Source organism: Streptomyces sp. NPDC086787 (genome assembly GCF_044745865.1).
Lineage (GTDB): Bacteria > Actinomycetota > Actinomycetes > Streptomycetales > Streptomycetaceae > Streptomyces.
In genome coordinates this window covers 80,116-100,060 of the sequence record NZ_JBIVBC010000008.1, presented here as the reverse complement: position 1 = coordinate 100,060, position 19,945 = coordinate 80,116, and the positions used below count along the sequence as shown (strand labels likewise).

Sequence of the window (19,945 nt, the reverse complement as noted above, 5' to 3'; positions counted from 1 at the left end):
GAACCCGAGGAAACATGGACCCTCACCGGAAGGACCTGTACCCGGACGTGACCGCCTCGGGTGGCCTCGGACCTGCCATGCGGGAGGCAGCACAGCTGCGCGAGTGCGACACCGGGGTGGCGCCGTGGGCCGTTGACGTCGTCTGCATCGAGACGACGAGGGGTTATCTGTCGGTCCGTCCCGCGACCGAGGAACGCCTTTTCCGGTTGAGTGTCGGCATTCCCGATTTCGACTGGGAGATCGGCTCCACGGGCGACCTCGGACTGCTTGTGGAAGCGGTCGCCGCATGGCGGGAGGGCATGCCGTTCGACGAACTGGCGGAGAGATTCGGGTTCATGGAGCTCGACGCATTCGCCGGGGCGCTCGAACGCGGAGAGCCCGCCTCTTCGCAGTGGGCCGAACTCCTGTCGGCCGACTTCCACCGGCGTCAATGGAACCTCCTGCGCCGCCTACACGCCGACGAGGTGTTGCGGGACATGTTCCCGACCATCACGCACGGTGCCGTTCGTCTTCGTGTGGATGCGATGGACTCAACGAGCCGTCAGGTTCTGGTGTATGAGGTGAGCAGGGAGCTCTACGAGGTCCTGCGCGTAGGGGTGCCCGGAGCCGCCTGGACCGAGGTGCCGAGCGGTGGTCTGATCGCCTGCCTGCGAGCTGCCTTGAACGAAGAGTGATCTCGACGGATCGATGAGATCGAGCCCCGCCGGACGGTCCCCGGCGGGGCTTCTTCGTGCGCGGCGAGAGAACCCGGCGGGCGATGAACGGACGTTGTTAAGGTCGGCTGATGTTCTCTCTCCGTGAGCCCGCGTTCTTCACCCGTCTGCGTGGGGCGGGTCGGGTCCTCGTGGCGGGGGCGGGGGGAGGCTTCGACGTGTATGCGGGGCTTCCGCTCGCGCTCGCGCTGCGGTCGGCCGGTGTCGAGGTGCATCTGGCGAGCTTGTCCTTTTCCGAGTTGCACGGGCTGGACCTGGACTCCTGGGTCGCGGAGGACGTCGCCGCCGTACGTCCGGACACCCCGCTGCGGGGCGACTACTTCCCCGAGCGGTCACTTGCCCGCTGGCTCCGTTCCCAGGAGCTGCCCGACACCGTGTACGCCTTCCCCCGCACGGGTGTCGAGCCGTTGCGAGCCGCTTACCGGACGCTGCTGGAGCACCTCGGCGGCGTGGACGCGGTCGTGCTGGTGGACGGCGGGACCGACATCCTGATGCGTGGGGACGAGCACGGCCTGGGCACTCCGGAGGAGGACATGGCCAGTCTGGCGGCCGTTGCCGGACTGGACGAGGTCGAGCACCGGCTCGTGGCCTGTCTGGGGTTCGGAGTGGACGCGTATCACGGCGTGAACCACTCTCTGGTGCTTGAGAACCTCGCCGCCCTGGACCGAGCCGGAGGCTCTCTGGGAACGTTCGCGCTTTCCCGTGAGAGCGTCGAGGGCGCCGCCTATCTCGATGCGGTGGCCCACGCCCAGCGCTGTCACGCGAGCCGTCCGAGCATCGTGCACGGGTCCGTCGAGGCCGCCGTGCGGGGGGAGTTCGGCGACGTGCGGTTCACCGACCGCACCCGCGGCAGCGAGTTGTTCGTGAACCCGCTGATGGCGCTGTACTTCTGTGTCGACCTGCCCGTCCTGGCGCGCGCGAACCTCTACCTCGACCGGCTGGAGGGCACGGTTCTGATGCGTCAGATCAGCTCGGTCATCTCCAGGTTCCACGAGGAGCTGCCCCGGCATCGGCCGCCCCGGGCCTATCCGCACTGAGGGATGCCAGTACGTCCTCGGCCCCCACGAGGTTTCTCGTGGGGGCCAAGGACGTGTTCGGGTTCGGGTCACCGCCCGGTCAGGAAAGCCACGGCTTCCACTTCGACTCGTTGGCGTCCACCCACTTCTTCGCCGCGTCCTGCGGACTCATCTTCTCGTCGGCGATCATCAGGGAGACCTCGTTCTGGTCCTCCGTCGTCCACTTGAACTTCTTCAGGAAGGACGCCGCCTTGCCGCCGGTCTTCGCGAAGTCCGTGTTGAGGTACTTCTGCAGCGGGGTCTTCGGATAGGCGCAGGTGATCTTCTTCGGGTCCGCGTCGCAGCCGTCCTTGTACGGCGGCAGCTTCACCTCGGTCATCGGGACCTTCTTGAACAGCCACTGGGGTGAGTACCAGTAGGTCAGGAAGGGCTTCTTCTCCTTGGCGAACTGGCGGATCTGGGTGATCTGGGCCGCCTCGGAACCGGAGAAGACCACCTGGTAGTCCAGCTTCAGGTTCTCCACCAGGGCCTTGTCGTTGGTGACGTAGGACGGGGAGCCGTCCAGGAGCTGGCCCTTGCCGCCGCTCTCCGCGGTGCCGAAGAGGGAGGAGTACTTGTTGAGGTTCTTCCAGTCGGTGATGTCCGGGTGCTGCTCGGCCAGGTAGGTCGGGACGAACCAGCCGATGTGGCCGGTCACTCCGAGGTCGCCGCCCCGCGCGATCGTCTTCTTGTCGGTGACGTACCGCTTCTCCTGGTCGGGGTGGCCCCAGTCCTCCAGGATCGCGTCGACGCGGCCCTGGCTCAGGGCGTCCCAGGCGGGGATCTCGTCCACCTGGACGGTGTCGACGCGGTAGCCGAGCTTGTGCTCCAGGAGGTACTGGGCGACGGCCACGTTGGACTGCGCGCCCACCCAGGACTGCTTGGACAGGGTGACCGTCTTCGCGCCCTGGGCGTTGGCGAAGGGCGACGCCTGCTTGGTCATGTCGGCCGCGCCGCAGCCGGTGGCCAGGGTCAGGACGGCCGCGGCGGCGGTCACGGTGATCTTCGTACGACGCATGTTCAGGCTCCCTTCTTCCCTCGGCGTTCCGTCGGCTGCGTCACCCGGTCGAGCATCAGGCCGAGGCAGACGATCGCGGCGCCGGCGACCAGGCCGGTCGCCAGGTCGCCCTGGGCGAGGCCGAAGGTGACGTCGTAGCCGAGGGCGCCGCCGCCGACCAGGCCGCCGATGACGACGACGGCCAGGACCAGGACCACGCCCTGGTTGACCGCGAGCAGCAGTGCCGGGCGGGCGAGCGGCAGCTGGACCTGCCAGAGCTGCTGCCGGCCGGTCGCGCCGAGCGAGCGGGCCGACTCCAGCGCGGCCGGGTCGACCTGACGCAGGCCCTGCGCGGTGATGCGTACGACGGCCGGGAGGGCGTACACCACGGCCGCGGCGACGGCCGGGGCGCGGCCGACGCCGAACAGGGCGACGACCGGGATCAGGTACACGAACTGCGGCATCGTCTGGAAGACGTCCAGGACCGGACGCAGGGCCCGCTCGAAGCGGTCGCTGCGGGCGGCGGCGATACCGGTCGCGAATCCGATGACGAGGGTGACGGCGACGGCCGCGAGCACCTGGGAAAGGGTGTCCAGGGACGGCTTCCACACGCCGAGCACGCCGATGGCGGCCATGGCGAGGACGGCGGTCAGGGCGGTGCGCCAGGTGCCGATCACCCAGGCCAGGGCGGCGACGATCAGCAGGACCGCCCACCAGGGCAGCCACTGCAGGCCGTCGCGGACGGGGTCCAGGACCCAGGTGGTGAAGTGACCCGCCCAGTCCGCGGTGCCGCCGATGTAGGGCACGCCGGAGTAGAGGTGGGCGGTCATCCAGTCGACGGCGCGGTTGACCGGTTCGGCGATGTTCAGGGTCCAGCCGGAGGGCCAGTCGAGGCGGCCGGCGAATCGCGCGGCCAGGGCGGCGGCGACGGTGGCGAGCGCGCCGTAGGCCCAGGGGCGCAGGTCGCGGTGGCCCTCGCCGAGTCCTTCGCCGGCCGCGCCGGTGACCCGGTCGAGGACGACGGCGAGCAGCACGATCGGGATGCCCGCGGTGAGCGCCGAGCCGACGTCGACCGAGGCGAGCGCCTGGTACACGCGGTCGCCGAGGCCGCCGGCGCCGATCATCGAGGCGATGACGGCCATCGACAGCGCCATCATGATCGTCTGGTTGAGGCCGAGCAGCAGTTCCTTGCGGGCCAGCGGGATGCGGGCGGTGAGCAGGCGCTGGCGTCCGGTGGCGCCGAGGGAGTCGACGGCCTCCAGGACCTCGGGGTCGGCGCCGCGCAGGCCGAGCGCGGTGAGGCGGGCCATGGGCGGGGCGGCGTAGACGACGGTGGCGAGGACGGCCGCGGGGACGCCGATGCCGAAGACCAGGACGACGGGCAGCAGGTAGGCGAAGGCCGGGAGCACCTGCATGGTGTCCAGGACCGGGCGCAGGGCGCGGTCCACGCGGGCGGAGAGGCCCGCGCCGAGGCCCAGCAGGACGCCCACGGCGACCGAGATGAGGACGGCCACGACCATCAGCGCGAGGGTCTGCATCGTCGGCACCCACATGCCGAGCAGGCCGCAGGCGAGGAACGCGGCGACGGTGCCCAGTGCGAGACGGGCTCCGGCCGCCCGCCAGGCGACGAGGGCGCCGAAGGCGGTGACACCGGCCCAGCCCGCCGCGAGCAGCGTCAGGTAGACGACCCGTACGGACAGTACGACCGCGTTGCTGATGTAGCCGAAGAAGTACAGGAACAGCGGGTGGCTGTCCCGGTGGTCGATGATCCAGTCACCGGTGCTGGTGAGCGGCCCGGACACGTCGACCGTCAGGGCGTGCGGCCAGCTCCCGCTGGCCCAGCGGGAGCTGGCGAGGGGGACGAGGACGGCCGCGGCGAGCGCGAGCATCAGCAGCTTGCGGGTGGCCGGGTGGCGCAGGAAGGCGGGCATCGCGAGGCGCGGCGCGGTGGTGGTGACGCTGGCCATTCACGCCACCTCCTTCAGCTGCTCCGTTCCAGCCACTACATCGAGCAGCCGCTGGTGGTCCACCACCCCGACGCATGTGCCGTTCTCGACGACGCAGGCGGGCTTGCCGCCGAGGCTGACGGTCCGGATGGCGTCGGCGACGACCGTGTTCGGCGGCAGGGCGCCGGGGTGGTCCGAGCCGCCGCAGTCGCCGCGCCGCATCACCTTGCCGACGGTGATGACCTGTTCACGCGGCACGTCACGGACGAACTCGCGGACGTAGTCGTCGGCCGGGGAGCCGACGATCTCCTCGGGGGTGCCGAGCTGGACGACGCGACCGTCGCGCATGAGGGCGATGCGGTCGCCGAGCTTGAGGGCCTCGGACAGGTCGTGGGTGATGAAGACCATGGTGCGGCCCTCTTCCCGGTGCAGCCGGATGACCTCTTCCTGCATGTCGCGCCGGATCAGCGGGTCGAGGGCGCTGAACGGCTCGTCGAAGAGCAGGACCTCGGGGTCGACGGCGAGGGCGCGGGCGAGGCCGACGCGCTGGCGCTGACCGCCGGAGAGCTGGCTGGGGCGGCGCTTCTCCATGCCTTCCAGGCCGACCTTGGCGACGATCTCCTGGGCCCGCTCGCGGCGTTCGGACTTGCCGACGCCCTGGATCTCCAGGCCGTACGCCACGTTGTCGAGGACGGTGCGGTGCGGCAGGAGGCCGAAGTGCTGGAAGACCATGGCGGCGCGGTGGCGGCGCAGTTCGCGCAGCCGGGCGCGGTCCATGGCGCGGACGTCCTCGCCGTCGATGACTATGTCGCCCGCGGTCGGCTCGATCAGCCGGGTCAGACAGCGCACGAGCGTGGACTTGCCTGAGCCGGACAGGCCCATGACGACGAAGACCTCGCCCTTGCGGACGTCGAAGGAGACGTCCCGGACGGCGGCGGTGCAGCCGGTGCGGGAGCGCAGTTCGGCGGGGTCGAGGGCGGACAGCTCCGGGTCGCCGGGTATGCGGTCGGCCTTTGGGCCGAAGACCTTCCAGAGGCCGTCGACGGAGAAGACGGGCGTGCCGTCGGTGGGCGGCTTACGGGTGGGGACAGTGAGAGCCATCAGGCCTCACCTCCGATCATTTCGGCGGCCTTCTCACCGACCATGAGGACCCCGATCATGGGGTTCACAGCGGGCATGGTGGGGAAGACCGAGGCGTCGGCGATCCGGATACCGGTGAGGCCACGGATCTTCAGCTCCGGGTCGACAACGGCGAGTTGGTCGTCGGCGGCGCCCATCCTGCAGGTGCCGGCCGGGTGGTAGACGGTGTGCGCGACCTTGCGGGCGTACTCGCTCAGCTCTTCGTCACTGGTGATGTCGGGGCCGGGGCATACCTCGCGCTTGAGCCATCCGGCGAGCGGCTGGGTCTGGGCGATCCGGCGGGCGATGCGAATGCCGTCCACGAGGGTGCGGCCGTCGTAGTCGTCCTCGTCGGTGAAGTAGCGGAAGTCCAGTGCGGGCTTGACCTCGGGGTCGGCGCTGGTGAGGTAGAGGCGGCCGCGGCTCTTCGGCTTGGGGATGTTCGGGGTCATCGACACGCCGTGCTCGGGGCGTTCGTAGCCGAGACGCTCCGGGTTGTCGGTGAAGGGGACCTGGTAGAAGTGGAACATCAGGTCCGGGCCCGCCGATTCGGGGTCGCGGCGGACGAAGAGGCCCGCGTCGGAGTCCATCGCGGAGTTCTCCGGGATGGGTCCGTCGGTCTCCCAGACGATCACCGACTCGGGGTGGTCGAGCAGGTTCTCGCCGACGCCCGGCAGGTCGGCGACGACGGGAATGCCGAGCCGCTCCAGGTCGGCCTTCGGGCCGATGCCTGAGTGCATCAGCAGCCGCGGCGAGTCGACCGCGCCCGCGCACAGCAGGACTTCGCGGCGGGCCTGCACGAGGGTCTCCTCGCCGTCCTTCGCACGCACCCGGACGCCCCGGACGCGCGTGCCGTCCAGCTCCAGCTTGTACGCCCAGGTCTCCAGAAGGATCGACAGGTTGGGGCGCTCGTCCATGACCGGGTGGAGGTAGGCCACCGAGGCCGACGAGCGCTTGTTGTTCTCGGGGTGGTAGGCGAGGTCGAAGAATCCGACGCCGTCCGTGAACGGCTTCTTGTTGAAGCCCTCGACGCGCGGGACGCCGAGTGCGCCCTGGGCGGCGTCCACGAAGTCCCGGGCGATGGCGTTCCGGTCCTTCTCGTCCACGGCGACGATGTTGTTCAGCAGCCGTGCGTAGTACGCCTCCATCGGCACCGCGCCCCACCCCTTGGCGCCGGCCTTCTCCCACTCGTCCCAGTCGGACGGCAGCGGCTTGAAGGAGATGAGGGTGTTGTGCGAGGAGCAACCGCCGAGGACGCGGGCGCGGCTGTGCCGGATGTGGGAGTTGCCGCGTGGCTGCTCGGTGGTCGGGTAGTCGTAGTCGAGCTCTCCGCCGAGCAGGCCCATCCAACGGCGCAGGGTGAGGACGTCGTCGCGGTCCACGTCACTGGGGCCGCCCTCGATGACGGCGACCGTGACGTCGGGGTCCTCGGTGAGCCGGGAGGCGATGACGGAGCCCGCGGTGCCGCCGCCGATGACGACGTAGTCGTACAGGTTCGGGTTCTCGAAGGTGTCGGACATGGGGGTACTTGCTCCAGAAAGCTCGGGGAAGCCTCGGGGGGGAGTGAAGCCTGGGGGTGAAGCCTGGGGAAGCTCCGGGGAGCCTGGGGGGAAGCTCCGGGGAGGGGGCGGGGGTCAGCCCCCGAACCAGCGCACCGGCTTCGGTGCCAGGTTCTGGTACACGTGCTTGGTCTCGCGGTACTCGGCGAGGCCGGCGGGGCCCAGTTCGCGGCCCACGCCGCTCTTGCCGAAGCCGCCCCACTCCGCCTGCGGGAGGTAGGGGTGGAAGTCGTTGATCCAGACGGTGCCGTGCCGCAGCCGTCCGGCGACGCGCCGGGCGCAGCCCGGGTCGGTGGTCCAGACGGCGCCGGCGAGGCCGTACTCGGTGTCGTTGGCGAGGAACACGGCCTCGTCCTCGGTGCGGAAGGTCTCGACGGTGAGGACGGGTCCGAAGACCTCCTCGCGTACGGCCTTCATCTCCCGGTGGCAGCCGTCGAGGACGGTCGGCTCGTAGAAGTAGCCGGACTCGGGGCGGGTGGCGTCGGGCTCGGGCCGCTTGCCGCCGCAGCGCAGCAGGGCGCCGTCGGCGAGGGCGGAGGCGACGTAGCCCTCGGTCTTGGCGCGCTGCTGCTCGGAGACGAGCGGGCCGCACTCCACGCCGGGCTCGGTGCCCCGGCCGAGGCGGATCCGGGCGGCGCGGCGGGCGAGTTCGGTGACGAACCGCTCGCGGACGGACTCCTCGATGATGAGCCGGCCGCCCGCCGAGCAGACCTGGCCGCTGTGGATGAACGCGGCGTTGATCGCCTGGTCGACGGCGGTGTCGAAGCCCTCTTCGGTGGCGCAGGCGTCGGCGAAGACGATGTTGGGGTTCTTGCCGCCGAGTTCGAGGGCGACCTTCTTCACGCTGGGGGCCGCGGCCTGCGCGACCTTGACGCCGCTGATCAGGCCGCCGGTGAAGGAGACCAGGTCGACGTCGGGGTGGTCGGCGAGGCGGGCGCCGACCGTGTGGCCCGGGCCGGTGACGATGTTGGCGACACCGGCGGGCAGTCCGGCCTCGATCAGCAGGTCGATCAGGGCGATCGTGGTCAGCGGGGTGATCTCGCTGGGCTTGATCACGAAGGTGTTCCCGGCGGCCAGCGCCGGGGCGATCTTCCAACTCGCCTGGAGCAGCGGATAGTTCCAGGGGGTGATCAGGGCGCAGACGCCGACGGGTTCGTGCACGACGACGCTGTGCACGTCGGGCGAGCCCGCGTCCACGACCCGGCCGGGGGCCTCGCCGGCGACGAGGTCGGCGAAGTAGCGGAAGGCGTCGGCGACACAGTCGATGTCGACGCGGCCCTCTTCGAGGGTCTTGCCCGCGTCCCGGCTCTCCAGCAGGCCGAGCTCCTCGCGGTCGCGGGTGAGGAGGTCGGCGACCCGACGGAGCAGCGCGGCCCGTTCGGCGACCGGCGTGCGGGGCCAGTCCCCGGCGTCGAAGGCACGGCGGGCGGCGGCGATCGCCCGCTCCGCGTCCTTCTCGTCACCCTCGGCAACCACGGCGAAGGGCTGGGCGTCCGCCGGGTCGAGGATCTCGCGCGTGGCTCCGGAGACCGCCGCCAGCCATTCCCCGCCGGCATGAATGGTCGCCGTCGCCTGTCGTTCCGTTCTGTCCGCCATGTCAGGTGTTGCCTTCCGTTTCCGTTCGAGTCCCCTCGGTCACCAGCATGTGGCCGTCGGGGACGGAGCCCGCCTGCCCCCAAGTTCGGATTGCATGCGCAATGAGGGGCGGAAAGTGCTGCGGGTCACTGAAGATACGGACAAAGCGGGAGGAACGTCTGGATGAGAGTACGGTCGGTCACCTGTGTGTCACCGCGCAGCGGCCCCCGGCTCCCAGGTCTGCCACCCCATGACGAGGTCCCGCACGCACCCCCGCAGCCAGGCGTGCGCCGGGTCCGCGTCGTGTCGGGGGTGCCAGGCCAGGCTCAGGGTGAGGACGGGCAGGAGCAGCGGGATCTCGAAGGTGGCAAGGCCCAGGGCGGAAGCCAGCGGGGCGCCCCAGGCGCTGACCATGCCGATGAGGTCGGTGTCGCGGAGCACGAAGAGCGACGCCGGAAAGGTGCCGATCGAACCCACCACCCGGCGCTTCAGGCCGAGTTCGGCCAGAGCCGCGTCGACCGGGCCGTGCAGCCTGCCGCGTCGCGAGACGGTGAGGTGATCGCCCGCCGCGGCGAACCGCTCGGGGGTCAGCTCCCCGGTGAGCAGGGGGTGCCCGGGCCGTACGGCGCCGATCATCCGGTCCTCGCGCAGCGGCTCCACCCGCACCTCGGGGGCGGTCGTGTCGAGCACGCCGACCTCCAGGTCCGCGGTGCCCTGGCGCAGGTGGGGCAGGTCCACGTGGCTCTCGGTGAGGAAGCGCAGCCGGATGCCGGGCGCCTCCTCGGCGGCACGGGCGAGCAGGGCGGCGCCGAGGGTCGCGGCGATCGAGTCGTTGCCGAGGACGGTGAACGTCCGGACGACGGTCCGCAGATCCGCGTCCCGGCCCGGCGCGAACAGGGCGCGGGCCCGCTCCACCACCGCGCTCACCTCGGCCCGCACGGCCAGCGCGTGCGGAGTGGGCACCATCTGCCGACCGGCCCGGACCAGCACGGGGTCACCGAGGGCCTTGCGGATCCGGCCGAGGGTGCGGCTCATCGCCGGTTCGGACAGGTGCAGGCGGCGGGCGGCGCCCTGGACGCTCTGCTCCTCCAGGAGCACGTCCAGGGCGACCAGCAGATTCAGGTCGAGGCCGGTGGATTGCGTCATGCGCAATTGTCCCTTGTGGAAGTTGCACTGGAAAGCAGGTCGGTGCCGAGCCTACGGTGAGGACACATCCCACTCCATCCAGCTCCCGGGAGGAGCCGTGCCCTCGCACGCCCTGAAGCGCGCGACCCTGCTGACCCTGTGCGCCTGTGTCCTGGTCGCACAGAGCATGGTCGCCGCCATCAATCTCCTCATCCCCGAACTGATCGCCTCGTCCCTGCACCCCTCGCACACCGAGATGCTGTGGACGGTCGACGCCTATGTCATCGCCTTCGCCGGACTGCTCGTCCCGGCCGGAGCGCTCGGCGACCGGTACGGCCGCAAGGGCGCCCTGCTCGCCGGTCTCGCCCTGTTCGCCACGGGCGCCGCCACCAGCGCGCTCGCCTCCGGGCCCGCCGTGCTGATCGCCGGCCGCGGCCTGTCCGGCGCCGGAGCGGCACTGATCACCCCGGCCACCCTGTCGATCCTGATGCACCTGACCGGCCCCGAGTCCCGGGCCCGCACCATGGCCGCCTGGACCCTGGCCCTCGGCCTGGGCGGAGCGGCTGGCAACCTGGGCGGCGGTCTGGTCGGCCAGTACCTGTCCTGGCGTGCGCTGTTCGCGGCGATGGTCCCGCTGGCCGCACTGCTGGCCCTCGCGGTGGCCGTCACCACCCCGCGCACGGAGCGTTCCACCCGCAGCAACCTGGACCCGCTCGGCACACTGCTGCTCACCTCGGGCCTGGTCGCGGTCCTCTTCGGCATCATCGAGGGCCCGGCGTACGGCTGGACCTCCCCGCGCATCCTCGGCTCGTTCACGGCGGGGGCTTTGCTGACCGCACTCTTCACCGCGCACGCCCTGCGCTCGCCCAAGCCCCTGTTCGACCCGCGCGTCTTCGCCTCGGCCCGGCTGCGCTCCGCCACCCTCGGCACGGCCACCGGGTTCTTCGGCCTGTTCTCCCTCTTCTACGTCAACTCGCAGTACCTGCAAGGCGTGAAGGGCTACGGCGCCGCCCTCACCGGCGTCGCGATCATGCCGCTGACGGTGGGCATGGCGCTGGTCCCGAGGTTCGCCGCCCGCTGGGCCAACCACCCGCGCCCGGTCATCGGTACCGGTCTCGGCCTGATCGGCGCCGGACTGCTCGGCACGTCCACCATCGACGCGTCCACGCCTTACTGGGCGTACGCCTGCTGGCTGCTGGTCATCTCCGCCGGCACCGGGCTGTCCATGCCCGCCCTGACCCTCGGCGTGGTCAACTCCCTCCCGCCGCACCAGGCGGGCCTCGGCTCCGGCCTCGGCACCACGGCCCGGGAAACCGGCGCGGCCCTGGGCGTCGCGGTCACCGGTACCGTGCTGTCCGCCCACACCGACCTCACCTCGGGCATGGGCCCGGCCCTGCGCACGGTCGCCCTGACCGTGCTGGCCTCGACGGCTCTGGTGATCGCCGGATACGGCGGCCGCAAGAGTGCCCGCCGCGCCGCGGGCACCGCGGACGTCGAGCGCGCCGAGGGCGCCGCGCCGTCGGGTACACGGCCGGCCGACGCGCTGCGGTGAGTCCCCGGCACCGCCGCTGCGGCGCAAACGGGCGCGGGCCCCGTACCGGAGGAGATCCGGTACGGGGCCCGCGCGGGCGTCGTATGACGAAGGCTCAGATGAGGCCGAGGGCGCGGACCGCGTCGCGCTCCTCCGCCAGCTCCTGGACGGACGCGTCGATGCGGGCGCGGGAGAACTCGTTGATGTCCAGGCCCTGGACGATCTCGTACCTGCCGTCCTTGCAGATGACCGGGAAGGAGGAGATCAGGCCCTGCGGGACGCCGTAGGAGCCGTCCGACGGGATGCCCATGGACGTCCAGTCGCCCTCGGCGGTGCCGTTGACCCAGGTGTGGACGTGGTCGATCGCGGCGTTGGCGGCGGAGGCCGCGGAGGAGGCGCCACGGGCCTCGATGATGGCGGCGCCGCGCTTGGCGACGGTCGGGATGAAGTCCTCGGCCAGCCACTTCTCGTCGTTCACGACCTCGGCGGCGTTCTTGCCGGCGACCGTGGCGTGGAAGATGTCCGGGTACTGGGTGGCGGAGTGGTTGCCCCAGATGGTCAGGCGCTTGATGTCGTCGACCGTCGTACCCGTCTTCTTCGCGAGCTGGGTCAGCGCGCGGTTGTGGTCCAGGCGGGTCATCGCGGTGAAGCGCTCGGCCGGTACGTCCGGGGCGGCGGCCTGGGCGATCAGGGCGTTGGTGTTGGCCGGGTTGCCGACGACCAGGACCTTGATGTCGTCCGCGGCGTTGTCGTTGATGGCCTTGCCCTGCGGCTTGAAGATGCCGCCGTTGGCCGAGAGGAGGTCACCGCGCTCCATGCCCTTGGTGCGCGGGCGGGCGCCCACGAGGAGGGCCACGTTGGCGCCGTCGAACGCGACGTTGGGGTCGTCCGAGATGTCGATGCCCTGGAGCAGCGGGAACGCGCAGTCGTCCAGCTCCATCGCCGTGCCCTCGGCGGCCTTCAGTGCCGGGGTGATCTCCAGCAGACGCAGCTTGACCGGCACGTCCGCGCCGAGCAGCTGGCCGGAGGCGATGCGGAAGAGCAGGGCGTAACCGATCTGGCCGGCCGCGCCGGTGACGGTGACGTTCACGGGAGTGCGGGTCATGGCGTTCTCCGTATGACAGCTGGCGGTGGGGCGTCCCTGCCCCGGGCAGATGATCGATCTCTTGATGCCAAGAGATCGATCCAGCGGTCAGGCTATCGCGCATCCGGCATGCGAGACGTCCGGGGTCATGTGGCCCGTCCCACAGAGTGACACAAGAAGGCGGCCGCCCGTCCGGGAGAGGTGGGACGAGAGCGGCCGCCGTCTTGGGGGTACCGGTTTCCGGACTCCCGTGGGGGTGACTTTCGCCTGCCCGGGACCCGGCGAGTCATGCACATCTCGTGGAGTCGTATTTTCGTTCGACCGCCGACGGGTGGTCACCGGGTGCACCCGGTCGCGCCGGACGCGAGCGTCACGCATGCCCTTGCCTCGCCCGCGTCGCGCACGGCCACCATCGGGGTGTACGCGATGGTGTCACCGGCGGCCGTGATGTCGCCGCTCCGCTCGACCCGGCCCACGGTGACCGTGACCCGGTCACCCCGGGCACCCCCGGTGATCCGCGCCCAGGCCGCGCCGCAGGGTTCGCTGTAACGGACTTCGAGCACGGTGGTGCCGACGCCGGCGGTCCTGACGGTGGTCACCAGGTCGCCGCCGCTGCACCCCGTGCTCTCCGCGTCCTTGCCGGTACAGCCGGCGCCCGCGCACTTGGCCCCGGCGCCCCCGGCGACCCCGGCGGGCAGGGCGGCACGGCTCGCGGAGGGCGAGGGCGCCTTTTGATCGTCGGCGCCGTTGCGCTTTCCGCCGTCGGCGCCGCCGGTGAGGAAGAGGAGGACGGCGGTCACGAGGGCCACGCCTGCGGCGACCGCGAGAAGCACGGGCGTCCGCCGCTTGCGTCCGCCCCGGCCGGACTCGCCGGGGGCGCCAGGGCCGTTGGGGCTGCCGGGGGCGCCGGAGGCGGCGCGTGGCCGGGAGACCCGGATGGCGTCCATGGTCGTGTCACGGTGCGCCTCCTCCCGGCTCCAGGCGCGTTCGGCACGTTCCCACAGGGTCGTCAGCCGGACGGGGTCGGTGCCGGTGGCCTCGGCGAGCGCGACGACGGCACCCTTGGGTGCGAGGAGCCGACCGCCGAGACAGCGCTCCCAGGACGTACCGCTGTAGCCGGTGCAGTCGGCCAGCGCGGCGACGCTCAGCCCACCGCGGTCCACGAGCCGCCGCAGCTCGTTCGTCAACTCCGCGAGCTGCGGATCGAGTTCATCGGGCAAGGCCTTCCAACGAGGCATCGGATCCCCCTCTTTCACGTCCTTCACGCGAAGGCTACGACCCCGGCCACCGCGATCAGGACGAGCACGAGGAGCAGCAGAACCGCGGAGAGCAGCAGCCGCCCGGACGACCGGGGCGGTGGTTCCTCGACCGGCCGCTCCCACCACGGGACCGTGGGGTCGTCCTCGTACCGCTCGGCACCGGCGGCCCCTTCGGGGCGGTCGGGTGCCACCGCCGGGCGGGGCCAGGCCTGGACGGCGAGCTCCCAGCGCACGGTATGCCGTTCCGCGTCCGGGCCGCCCACCCCGGCCACCCGGCACAGGGCGGCGACGGCCTGCCTGGGCGGCGGCTGGACGGCGTTGAGGTAACGCTGCCAGGAGGACTTGCTGTACGCCGTGCGGGCGCCCAGCGCGACCAGGCTGAGGCCGGTACGGTCCTTGAGGAGCCGCAGCTGCTCGACGAAGTGCCGTACCTCCGACGGTAGTTCGTCCGGCAGCGGCTGCCAGCCGCTCATCACGCACCTCCACGGCCTGCCTCGGCTCTACGGCTCGTCGGCTCTTCGGTCGGGTTCCCCCGTCGTTCCCTGCGAGGGACGACGGGGGACGGCCGGGCGGTTCCCGGGCTGTGCCGGACAACGGCCGGACGGCGGAAGCGTCACCTCCCCGACACGGCCGCATAAAAGCGTTGAACAGACCGTTCCTGTTACAGGAAGGTTGGTCGTGGCGGCGGTCCGCCCCGGCTCGGGGGTGGGGGCGGCCCGCCGTTCCCGCGGTCCCTGTTGGCCGGCGCTACTTCACCGTGAAGTGCAGTACGCCCTTGAGGAACGGGATCTCCAGCCAGGGCTTGGGCTGGGCGGTCATCGCCAGCAGAACGATCGCGAGGCCCAGCACTCCGTACGTGACGATGTCCGTGAACCGGGAACGTACGGCGAGCATGCCGACGCGGGGCAGCGCCCAGCGCATCACCGCGCCGGCCAGCAGGGCGGCCCCGATCAGCAGGGTGCCGAACCGGAACACGTCGAGGGCGGTCACCAGCAGGCCGACTCCGACCGCCGAGAGCACGACGAGCAGCGGCCACTGGCGGGCGGGCGCGGGGGCGTCGCCCGGCGCGGCCCGGCCACCGCCCTCGGGGCGCGCCGTGTCCCGCGTGAACAGCGGAAAACGGCGCGTGGTCCGCCTCGGGTGCCCCTCGGCGTCGGGAGCACTGATGGCGTCGATGACCGTCGGCTCATCGCTCGCCGGCTCATCGCCCGTGGGCACATCGTCCGTTGGTTCACCGGCCGCGGGCTCATCGGCCGTCGGCTCACCGTCTCTCGGCTCGTCGTCCGTGGGCACACCGCTCGTCGGCTCACCGACTCTCGGCCCACCGGCCGTGGGCACGTCGCCCGTTGGCTCACCAGCCGCGGGCACACCAGCCGTGGGCACACCGCCCGTCGACTCACTCGCCGCCGGCTCATCGCTCGTCGGCCCACCGGTCACTCGCTCACCGGCCGTTGCCTCATCGCCCGTTGGCACACCGCTCATCGGCTCACCGCGCGTTGGCTCACCGGCCGTCGGCCCGCCGCCACTCGGCCCGCCGCCACTCGGCCCGCCGTCCCTCGGCTCACCGCCTGTCAGCTCGCCGCCCCTCGGCTCACCGCCCGTCGACCCGTCGCCCGTCGGCCCGCCGTCCGTCGTGGGCGGGGGCGGTGTGGGGCGGTTGTCCTCAGCCGGCACTGCGCTCCGCCGCCTCGACCACGTTGACGAGCAGCTGGGCACGGGTCATCGGGCCCACGCCGCCGGGGTTCGGGGAGATCCAGCCGGCCACCTCCGCGACGCCGGGGTGGACGTCGCCCACGATCTTGCCCTCGGCGCTGCGCGAGACACCGACGTCGAGCACGGCGGCGCCCGGCTTGACGTCCTCGGGCCGGATCAGATGGGCGGAACCGGCGGCCGCGACGATGATGTCCGCGCGCTTGAGGTGGGCGGAGAGGTCACGGGTGCCGGTGTGGCACTGGGTCACGGTGGCGTTCTCGCTGCGCCGGGTGAGCAGCAGCGGCATCGGGCGGCCGATGGTGACACCGCGGCCGACGACCACGACTTCGGCGCCCTTGATCTCGACGCCGTGGCGGCGCAGCAGAGTCAGCACACCGTTGGGGGTGCAGGGCAGCGGGGCGGGCTCGTTCAGGACCAGGCGGCCGAGGTTCATCGGGTGCAGACCGTCGGCGTCCTTCGCCGGGTCCATCAGTTCGAGGATGCGGTTCTCGTCGATGCCCTTGGGCAGCGGCAGCTGGACGATGTAACCGGTGCAGGCGGGGTCCTCGTTCAGCTCGCGGACGATCGCCTCGATCTCCTCCTGCGTCGCCGTGGCCGGCAGCGTGCGCTGAATGGAGGCGATGCCGACCTCCGCGCAGTCACGGTGCTTGCCTGCGACGTACTTCTGGCTGCCGGGGTCGTCCCCGACCAGGATCGTGCCGAGGCCGGGCGTGACGCCCTTCTCCTTCAGCGCCGCCACACGGGCGGTCAGATCGGACTTGATCTCGGCTGCGGTGGCCTTGCCATCGAGAATCTGGGCGGTCATGGCCCCATCTTCCCGGATGACGCGCCCCTGGTTCCAATCCGGGTGCCCCCACGCCCCCGACCGACGATGTTGCTCTTGCACAACGCCTTGCGAATGCGGCTGGACAAGTAGGAGTGACCTAAAGAACGATGAGAGGACAGTGCCGCGGGCAGTGCCGGGGGGACGGACCGCATCTGTAGAACTCTCCTCCGATCCGTGCCTCGCGTCGTCCCCGCACTCGGACATCGGAGGAAAGACCGCCATGAGTTTCGGCGACCCGAACAACCCCTACGGCCCGCCGCAGGGCCAGCAGCCCGGATACCCGCCCCCGCCGCCGCCCCAGCCCGGCTACGGCTACCCGGCGGCTCCGCAGGGCCAGCCCGGCGTCCCGCCGCAGGGCTACGGCTACCCGCAGGCGCCGGGCTACGCCGCCTACCCCGGCGGCAACGCGCTGCCGCAGACCATGCCGGGTCTGATGATGACGTCGCGTGTCCTGCTCTTCATCGTCGGGGGCACGCAGATCCTCATCGGCATCTTGGCGATCCTCGGTGCCGCGACGATCAACGACGCGTCCAACGCGGGCGAGGACACCTTCGGCAACAACGGCTTCTCCGACATCGGGCACGCGAGCGCCGGCATCGCTCTCGTCTTCGCGCTGCTGTTCCTCGGCCTCGCCGCGCTGTCGATCACGCTGGGCGTCAAGTTCTCCCGTGGCGGCCAGGGGATCCGCATCACCACGATGATCTACGGCATTCTCGGCGCCCTCGTCGGCGTCTTCATCCTGATCGGCGCGGCGGGCGCCAACTCGTCGGCGGCGCTGGTCTGGGCACTCCTGTGGATCGGCTTCGGCGGCGTCATGGCCGCGTCCATGATCGCTCCGTCGGGCTCGGCCTGGTTCAACCGCCCGCGGTACTGAACCGACGCACGACCGCACGACGCACGAGGGCCGTGTCCCCCCACCGGTTGGCGGGAGACACGGCCCTCGTGCGTTTCGGGGTCCCTTGCGGGGGGCCGGCTCAGTGGAAGAAGTGCCGCGTCCCCGTGAAGTACATCGTCACGCCCGCCTTCTTCGCGGCCTCCACGACCTGTTCGTCGCGGACCGAACCGCCGGGCTGCACCACGGCCTTGACCCCGGCCGCGGTCAGGATCTCCAGCCCGTCCGGGAAGGGGAAGAACGCGTCGGAGGCGGCGTAGGAGCCCTGTGCGCGCTCGGCACCGGCCCGTTCGACGGCGAGCTTGGCGGAGTCGACGCGGTTGACCTGGCCCATGCCGACGCCGACCGAGGCGCCGTCCTTGGCGAGCAGGATGGCGTTGGACTTCACGGCCCGGCAGGCCCGCCAGGCGAAGGCGAGGTCGTTCAGCTCCTGCGGGGACAGCGCCTCGCCGGTGGCGAGGGTCCAGTTGGCCGGGTCGTCGCCGTCGGCCTGCAGCCGGTCGGTCTCCTGGAGCAGTACGCCGCCGTCGATGGCCTTGACCTCGACGGGGTCGGCGGGGGCGCCCGAGGCCTTCAGCACCCGGATGTTCTTCTTCTTGGCGAGAGCCTCCAGCGCGCCGTCCTCGTAGTCGGGCGCGACGATGACCTCGGTGAAGATCTCGGCGACCTGCTCGGCGAGCTCCCTGCTGACCGGCCGGTTGACGGCGATGACCCCGCCGAACGCGGACAACGGGTCGCAGGCGTGGGCCTTGCGGTGCGCCTCGGCGACGTCGGCGCCGACCGCGATCCCGCAGGGGTTGGCGTGCTTGATGATCGCGACGCAGGGCTCGTCGTGGTCGTACGCGGCACGGCGGGCGGCGTCCGTGTCCGTGTAGTTGTTGTACGACATCTCCTTGCCGTGCAGCTGCTCGGCACGGGCGAGACCGCTGCCGCCGGGCGCCACGTACAGGGCGGCGGGCTGGTGCGGGTTCTCGCCGTAGCGCAGGGTGTTCTCGCGCTCCCAGGTGGCGCCGAGGAAGTCGGGGAACGGGGACTCGTCGACCGGCGCGTAGGAGGAGGCGAACCAGGAGGCCACCGCGACGTCGTAGGCGGCCGTGTGCTGGAACGCCTCGGCGGCGAGCCGCTTGCGGGCGGTCAGGTCGAAGCCGCCGGCCCGGACCGCGGCGAGCACGTCGGCATAGCGGGCGGGGCTGGTGACCACGGCCACCGACGGGTGGTTCTTGGCGGCGGCGCGGACCATCGACGGGCCGCCGATGTCGATCTGCTCCACGCACTCGTCGGGCGAGGCACCGGAGGCGACGGTCTCACGGAACGGGTAGAGGTTGACGACGACCAGGTCGAACGGCTCGACGCCCAGCTCCGCGAGCTGCGCGCGGTGGCTTTCGAGACGCAGGTCGGCGAGGATGCCCGCGTGCACCCGGGGGTGCAGGGTCTTGACCCGGCCGTCCAGGCACTCGGGGAAGCCGGTCAGCTCCTCGACCTTGGTGACCGGGACGCCGGCGGCGGCGATCCGGGCGGCGGTGGACCCGGTGGAGACGAGCTCGACACCGGCTTCGCGCAGTCCGCGGGCCAGTTCCTCGAGCCCGGTCTTGTCATAGACGCTGACGAGCGCGCGACGGATGGGCCGCTGGGTGCCCTCGGCGGTGGCGGTCACTGGATAACTACCTTTCGTCCCTCAATGCGATGGCCGTTGCGGGCGAGCCGCCCCACGACCTCGACGAGCAGCCTGCGCTCGACGTCCTTGATGCGCTCGTGCAGAGCGCTCTCGTCGTCCTCGTCCCGGATCTCCACCACGCCCTGCGCGATGATCGGCCCGGTGTCGACGCCGTCGTCGACGAAGTGGACGGTGCAGCCGGTGACCTTGGCGCCGTACGCGAGCGCGTCCCGCACACCGTGCGCACCGGGAAAGCTGGGGAGGAGAGCGGGATGGGTGTTGACGAACCTGCCGCCGAACCGCGCGAGGAACTCCTTCCCCACGATCTTCATGAACCCGGCGGAGACGATCAGGTCGGGCTCGTGGGCGGCGACGGCCTCGGCGAGGGCGGCGTCCCACTCCTCGCGGGTGCCGTAGTCCTTGACCTTCCGCACGAAGACCGGCAGCCCGGCGCGCTCGGCCCGCGCCAGCCCCTCGATGCCGTCGCGGTCGGCGCCCACGGCGACGATCTCCGCGCCGTAGGCCTCGGTTCCGGTGCGCGCGATCTCGTCGAGCAGCGCCTGAAGGTTGGTGCCGGATCCGGAGACCAGCACGACAAGGCGCTTGGCCACGGGCTTGGCGGCCACGGCGGGGCCCTTTCTCGGGGGAGCGTCGGTACGGCGGCCGGCCCCGTACGCGGTTTGTGCGTTCGTACGAGTGCTTCGCGCCCCGGAATACGGGGAAGTCTACGAAGCAGCCGGCCGGCAGCAACGATACCGGCACACCGGAAGGCCCCCGCGGGACGGGTGGGTGGCCGGAAGGTAGCGTCAGGGGAGGGAGCGGGCCCGGGAACGCGGCGGCGGTATCGCGCGTTCATCCGGTGACGCTCACGCCGTACGGACGCACCACACTCACCCG

General features: G+C 71.5%; 17 protein-coding genes. 4 read left to right on the top strand and 13 right to left on the bottom strand.

Annotated elements, in window-relative coordinates:
- Nucleotides 1–14 precede the first annotated feature (14 nt).
- Together ACIPK3_RS20530 and ACIPK3_RS20525 are read left to right on the top strand one after the other, a co-directional pair.
- Entirely contained in the window at nt 15–674 is a 660-nt protein-coding gene (locus tag ACIPK3_RS20530; RefSeq protein WP_402571558.1) for a hypothetical protein, read from the top strand.
- A gap of 110 nt (nt 675–784) precedes the next feature.
- On the top strand, nt 785–1,750 hold the full coding sequence (locus ACIPK3_RS20525) for a DUF1152 domain-containing protein (RefSeq protein WP_402571557.1): 966 nt from the start codon (nt 785–787) through the stop codon (nt 1,748–1,750).
- A 79-nt stretch (nt 1,751–1,829) separates the two neighbouring features.
- Here the strand turns inward: ACIPK3_RS20525 and ACIPK3_RS20520 are convergent, their stop codons facing one another.
- The 6 genes from ACIPK3_RS20520 to ACIPK3_RS20495 form a co-directional block, all read right to left on the bottom strand.
- The gene (locus ACIPK3_RS20520) at nt 1,830–2,786 is read right to left on the bottom strand and encodes an ABC transporter substrate-binding protein (RefSeq protein ID WP_402571556.1); all 957 of its coding nucleotides are present in this window, start codon (nt 2,784–2,786) and stop codon (nt 1,830–1,832) included.
- Nucleotides 2,787–2,788: 2 nt separating this feature from the next.
- Nucleotides 2,789–4,732, bottom strand: a complete 1,944-nt coding sequence (locus ACIPK3_RS20515) for an ABC transporter permease (RefSeq protein WP_402571555.1) — start codon at nt 4,730–4,732, stop codon at nt 2,789–2,791.
- Nucleotides 4,733–5,812, bottom strand: coding sequence for a glycine betaine/L-proline ABC transporter ATP-binding protein (locus ACIPK3_RS20510; RefSeq protein WP_402571553.1), 1,080 nt, complete (start codon nt 5,810–5,812; stop codon nt 4,733–4,735).
- A complete protein-coding gene (locus ACIPK3_RS20505; RefSeq protein WP_402571551.1) occupies nt 5,812–7,350 on the bottom strand; it encodes a GMC family oxidoreductase in 1,539 nt (512 codons plus the stop codon). Before ACIPK3_RS20505 ends, ACIPK3_RS20510 begins: the two co-directional genes overlap by 1 nt.
- A 114-nt stretch (nt 7,351–7,464) precedes the next feature.
- Nucleotides 7,465–8,985, bottom strand: coding sequence for an aldehyde dehydrogenase family protein (locus ACIPK3_RS20500; RefSeq protein ID WP_402571549.1), 1,521 nt, complete (start codon nt 8,983–8,985; stop codon nt 7,465–7,467).
- 189 nt (nt 8,986–9,174) lie between these two features.
- Nucleotides 9,175–10,110, bottom strand: a complete 936-nt coding sequence (locus ACIPK3_RS20495) for a LysR family transcriptional regulator (protein ID WP_402571547.1) — start codon at nt 10,108–10,110, stop codon at nt 9,175–9,177.
- Nucleotides 10,111–10,207: 97 nt separating this feature from the next.
- Between ACIPK3_RS20495 and ACIPK3_RS20490 the strand changes: the two genes are divergently transcribed.
- The gene (locus ACIPK3_RS20490) at nt 10,208–11,641 is read left to right on the top strand and encodes an MFS transporter (RefSeq protein ID WP_402571545.1); all 1,434 of its coding nucleotides are present in this window, start codon (nt 10,208–10,210) and stop codon (nt 11,639–11,641) included.
- 94 nt (nt 11,642–11,735) lie between these two features.
- Here the strand turns inward: ACIPK3_RS20490 and ACIPK3_RS20485 are convergent, their stop codons facing one another.
- The 5 genes from ACIPK3_RS20485 to ACIPK3_RS20465 all read right to left on the bottom strand — a co-directional run bounded on the left by ACIPK3_RS20485 (nt 11,736) and on the right by ACIPK3_RS20465 (nt 16,481).
- Entirely contained in the window at nt 11,736–12,725 is a 990-nt protein-coding gene (locus ACIPK3_RS20485) for a malate dehydrogenase (RefSeq protein WP_402571543.1), read from the bottom strand.
- 314 nt (nt 12,726–13,039) lie between these two features.
- The gene (locus ACIPK3_RS20480) at nt 13,040–13,942 is read right to left on the bottom strand and encodes a DUF2690 domain-containing protein (protein ID WP_402571541.1); all 903 of its coding nucleotides are present in this window, start codon (nt 13,940–13,942) and stop codon (nt 13,040–13,042) included.
- Between the two features lie 23 nt (nt 13,943–13,965).
- Nucleotides 13,966–14,436: a helix-turn-helix domain-containing protein gene (locus tag ACIPK3_RS20475; protein ID WP_402571539.1), complete on the bottom strand. Its 471-nt coding sequence runs from the start codon at nt 14,434–14,436 to the stop codon at nt 13,966–13,968.
- 274 nt (nt 14,437–14,710) lie between these two features.
- A complete protein-coding gene (locus tag ACIPK3_RS20470; protein ID WP_402571537.1) occupies nt 14,711–15,181 on the bottom strand; it encodes a DUF3017 domain-containing protein in 471 nt (156 codons plus the stop codon).
- Nucleotides 15,182–15,626: 445 nt separating this feature from the next.
- On the bottom strand, nt 15,627–16,481 hold the full coding sequence (locus ACIPK3_RS20465) for a bifunctional methylenetetrahydrofolate dehydrogenase/methenyltetrahydrofolate cyclohydrolase (protein WP_402571535.1): 855 nt from the start codon (nt 16,479–16,481) through the stop codon (nt 15,627–15,629).
- A gap of 241 nt (nt 16,482–16,722) precedes the next feature.
- Here ACIPK3_RS20465 and ACIPK3_RS20460 point away from each other — a divergent pair, with 241 nt between their 5' ends.
- The gene (locus ACIPK3_RS20460) at nt 16,723–17,376 is read left to right on the top strand and encodes a hypothetical protein (RefSeq protein ID WP_402571534.1); all 654 of its coding nucleotides are present in this window, start codon (nt 16,723–16,725) and stop codon (nt 17,374–17,376) included.
- 100 nt (nt 17,377–17,476) lie between these two features.
- Here ACIPK3_RS20460 and purH read toward each other — a convergent pair whose 3' ends face one another.
- Both purH and purN read right to left on the bottom strand, forming a co-directional pair.
- Entirely contained in the window at nt 17,477–19,048 is a 1,572-nt protein-coding gene (gene purH / locus ACIPK3_RS20455) for a bifunctional phosphoribosylaminoimidazolecarboxamide formyltransferase/IMP cyclohydrolase (protein WP_402571532.1), read from the bottom strand.
- The gene (purN, locus tag ACIPK3_RS20450; protein ID WP_402571531.1) at nt 19,045–19,674 is read right to left on the bottom strand and encodes a phosphoribosylglycinamide formyltransferase; all 630 of its coding nucleotides are present in this window, start codon (nt 19,672–19,674) and stop codon (nt 19,045–19,047) included. The genes purH and purN overlap by 4 nt, the downstream gene beginning before the upstream one ends.
- Nucleotides 19,675–19,945: the final 271 nt, after the last annotated feature.